Origin of the sequence: Paenochrobactrum gallinarii (assembly GCF_014205685.1) — a bacterium.
GTDB classification, from domain to species: domain Bacteria; phylum Pseudomonadota; class Alphaproteobacteria; order Rhizobiales; family Rhizobiaceae; genus Paenochrobactrum; species Paenochrobactrum gallinarii.
On record NZ_JACIIU010000060.1, the window covers coordinates 1 to 3,498 of the forward strand.

A 3,498-nucleotide genomic window follows, 5' to 3' on the forward strand; every position below is an offset into this window, starting at 1 on the left:
TTAGCCATGAATTGGTTTACGATACATTTTGATCATCGTTTGAAAGATCACTTGTAAAAGAAGCGGCAACTTACACAAAATAATAAACAGTCTCTGCGTAACGCCCGCATGACCTCAAAACCCTTGATCGTCGCATAGGCTGATTTCAAGGTCTTGAACCCTCGCACCGGCTTGATCAGTTGTTTCAGCTTGCCATGATCCGCCTCGACAACGTTGTTCAGATACTTGACCTGCCGGTGGACGAGCTCATTTGGGCATTTGCCTTCGGCCTTGAGTTGGGCAATCGCGATGCCGTAGGCCGGCGCCTTGTCGGTGTTGATAACGGTTGGTTTTTCCCAATCCTTCAAGCCATTCAGCGCCTTGCCCAGAAATCGCTTGGCCGCCTTGGCATTGCGGGTCGACGACAGATAGAAATCGATCGTGTTACCGAACTTGTCAACCGCCCTATACAAATAAGTCCATTGTCCACGGACCTTCACATAAGTTTCATCCACACGCCAGCTCGTAGATTGTGGCCGGCGCCAGTGCCAACGCAGCCGCTTTTCGATCTCCGGCGCGTATTTCTGCACCCAGCGATAAATCGTGGAATGATCAACTCCCACGCCTCGTTCGCCCATCATCTGCTCAAGATCACGGTAACTGACACCGTAGCGACAATACCACCGCACTGCCCAAAGGATAATCTCACCCTGAAAATGGCGCCACTTGAAATCAGACATTTCCTGCTCCTGTCACTCAGAACAGGCTATTATCTGTCAAGCAATGTGGTTTTTGCAACAGAGCCGTTGAGCGCAGCCCATCATTATCGTGAAAATGGCTTTTCATCAGGACGATGAAATTAGTATTTAGCGGAAATAATTCCCGCTAAATCTTGTTCTACACGAGTGTATCACCACTCTTAATCACTCTGCTGATTGAGTTTCAGCTTGCTTTCCTAATCTGTAATATCGGCTCAGTGTGCGAGCCCATCCTTGATCAAGATTAAGTAGCCATAGTTGTGACGTAAGCCCTGATGGTACGACCTCACCTAAGAGCGGATGATTTAGGACAGTCCCATAGAGGCATGGTATGTCACGTTTTGCGGGCTCCCAGTTACCAATCACTGGTGCTTGCTCAAGTGTTTCCTGTATTGGACCATTACCTGCTAAAAACTCTTCCATATCGTGGATTAAAGCTTTCATAAGCGTGATGTTATGACGAATGGAGACTTCATTCATTTTACCGTTTTGAATAATCAACGTCGATTTCCTTTAGGGTATGGGGCATCGTTCATACCTGTAAAACAGGCATGGCGTTTGAGTTTTGGTTTGAGAAAGATACGTTTTAGTCGGACGCGTCGTTGCCCGCTTCTATCGACGCAGGTGTCATTAAATAAATCTTCGGTGCGATAGGCTTTTCTTGCGCTGCATATATAATGTCACGCATTTCATCGGTCATCTTTTGGACTTCTGCAGCCATATCTGCATTTTTGCGATTAAGGAGTGATTTGTAGAGATATTTTCTGTTTTGGGAGCGCGCCGCTGCAATTTTACTGGCTGTGCCAGCACGGCCTGTGAGTTTGTTGATATCATTAAGCGACCAGATCATTTGGTCACTGTGAGAGCATTCTAAGAACGGATCAACGCAAATTAACTCCACTTTCTCAATTTTATTGTCATAATATTGCGTTGCAAAAGCTGCCAGTTTTGTAGCCGCGGCGAATGATTGCTGGCTCCATTCTGCCGCCAGTTGCGGTAACTCCGCTATGCCATAGGCCAGATGAAGCCAGAGTATTTTCTTGTGCTTCTCATCATAATGTAGGAGATCGAAATTATAATTTGCATCGCCTATTACTTCTTGTGTCAATTCCAGAAAAGATTTGTTATCGACGGATGCACGCGATGCTTCATATTTCAGTGAATGTTCCAAACTATCCCGTGTGATAGGAAGATAGTCAGATGGGTAGGCTCTTTCAGTCTTCGTTTTGTTGAGACAGAATTCTTCTTCTAATATGCTGATGATTTCTTCACCCTCTCTGAGAAGCGAAAGTTTAAGCATGCTATTTCGTGCTGTTTGTCTGGCGATAGCTTTATTCTTAGCGCGCATGATTGCCTGCCCCGTAAAAAAGTAGGCAAAAGTTATTTTAGAACTATAAAAGCTATCGCGTAGCGGCACAGAATTTTTGTGCAAATAAATACGACCGATTGTCATACGTGAAGACATAGTCTCTCCTGTTCCGGCGGCATGTGCACACCAGATTGCAAGCTCTTTTGTAGCGGCGGCTACTTGAGCGGTTGTTGAATGACGAGCAGCGTCCACCGACGATGTCTGCAAACACCGGAAGCGACTGCCAGTTTTATAATTTACATGAGGGAGTTCGTTCGGTTTATGACGTCACGAACGCATTTGAAGCGGAAATTATTTCCGTTTCAGTCCTGTAAAAACTGCTGAGCAGATTACAGGTGCTTCCATTCTAAAATGGGTATCGTTATAGCTGGCCATAGCCCGTATTCCTTTTATGCGAAGGTTTCAGGTCAGGCTCCGTTATGGTGTTGGCGCACCTGGCGGAGCCGTTTTATGCTCTGTAATCGAACATGGATAAACTATGACAGGACCGGCGACACCCGGGAAGGCCCTCATATGAAATAGCTGTGGGCACATTTTATAATAGTTTTTGGCTGCAGGATTTTTGAAGCTCTTAATCCATAGAATTAAGCGGCATTAAACAGCGTGTTTCGCCTTAACCTACAGATAAAAATAGCAAAAATCTGCCGCCAGCGTTTTCAAATAATTATTTCTGGAAAACTCTATAATTGCGATTCATCTGCAAACGCCGTGCTATGAAGTAACGGGGGGAAGACAAAATTGAGCACAAACGATGTTTGCCAAATCATTTAAGTATGGCTGCCATCATTATCAGATGGGAAACTCTCAATTGATTCATAGATATCGTAATGAAGGCAAGCTCACTTGATTGGGGTATCGTCTTCCTTCAAATGAAGCTTTCTAAAAAACTGCCAATCTGATTTCGTGTATTTTTCAATGAGGTTATCCAAAACAGCATAACTGGCAACCTTATCAAACCCCTGAGCTTTCAGTCTGCGAACGATCATATCGCAATAGCCCTCGAGCAAGTGCATTTGATTGGTCTTATAAGATCTCATGATGAGCATATGCAGCAAGACGCGGGCTATATCATCCCGCGATGGTTTTCGGTCTCGTTTCTGGCGCTCACGCACCCTTTGTTGACGTTCACGTTGTTTACGTAAGCGCTCCGCATCTTGCTTTCTGATTGTCATAATTTAAGTCTCACGGATTTATATCAATAGCGTGAGCTCAAAAAACTGTCGGCGCAATCATTATTTCGCTTTCGCAAACGCCGTTTATTTTTGAATCAGAATTCTAGAATTCAGCAACGGTAATCCGTAAGCGGTCAGCCGATGGCGTTGGACTTGAAGTTCCAAGGCATGAGGTCCTCGATTTCTGTTACAGGCCATCCTTGAGCGATGCGGCTTAAGG

Annotated in this window: 3 protein-coding genes and 1 pseudogene; all 4 read right to left on the minus strand. The window is 45.1% G+C overall.

The window, feature by feature from the left end; genetic code table 11:
• Positions 1-92: 92 nt before the first annotated feature.
• Positions 93-719 (minus strand): annotated as a pseudogene (locus tag FHS77_RS15745) (IS6 family transposase); the annotation flags it as partial.
• Between the two features lie 183 nt (positions 720-902).
• Positions 903-1,238 carry a DUF6634 family protein gene (locus FHS77_RS15750; RefSeq protein ID WP_184224868.1) on the minus strand — a complete coding sequence of 112 codons (336 nt, stop codon included), beginning with the start codon at positions 1,236-1,238 and terminating at the stop codon, positions 903-905.
• Between the two features lie 85 nt (positions 1,239-1,323).
• Complete coding sequence (locus tag FHS77_RS15755; RefSeq protein ID WP_184224869.1) at positions 1,324-2,202, minus strand: c-type cytochrome; 879 nt, start codon at positions 2,200-2,202, stop codon at positions 1,324-1,326.
• A gap of 743 nt (positions 2,203-2,945) precedes the next feature.
• On the minus strand, positions 2,946-3,278 hold the full coding sequence (locus FHS77_RS15760) for a hypothetical protein (RefSeq protein ID WP_184224870.1): 333 nt from the start codon (positions 3,276-3,278) through the stop codon (positions 2,946-2,948).
• Positions 3,279-3,498: the final 220 nt, after the last annotated feature.

Excerpts from the sequence above, each read along its gene's own strand:
- FHS77_RS15760 (WP_184224870.1), bottom strand. The coding sequence starts at position 3,278 with ATGACAATCAGAAAGCAAGATGCGGAGCGCTTACGTAAACAACGTGAA.
- FHS77_RS15755 (WP_184224869.1), bottom strand. The coding sequence starts at position 2,202 with ATGTCTTCACGTATGACAATCGGTCGTATTTATTTGCACAAAAATTCT.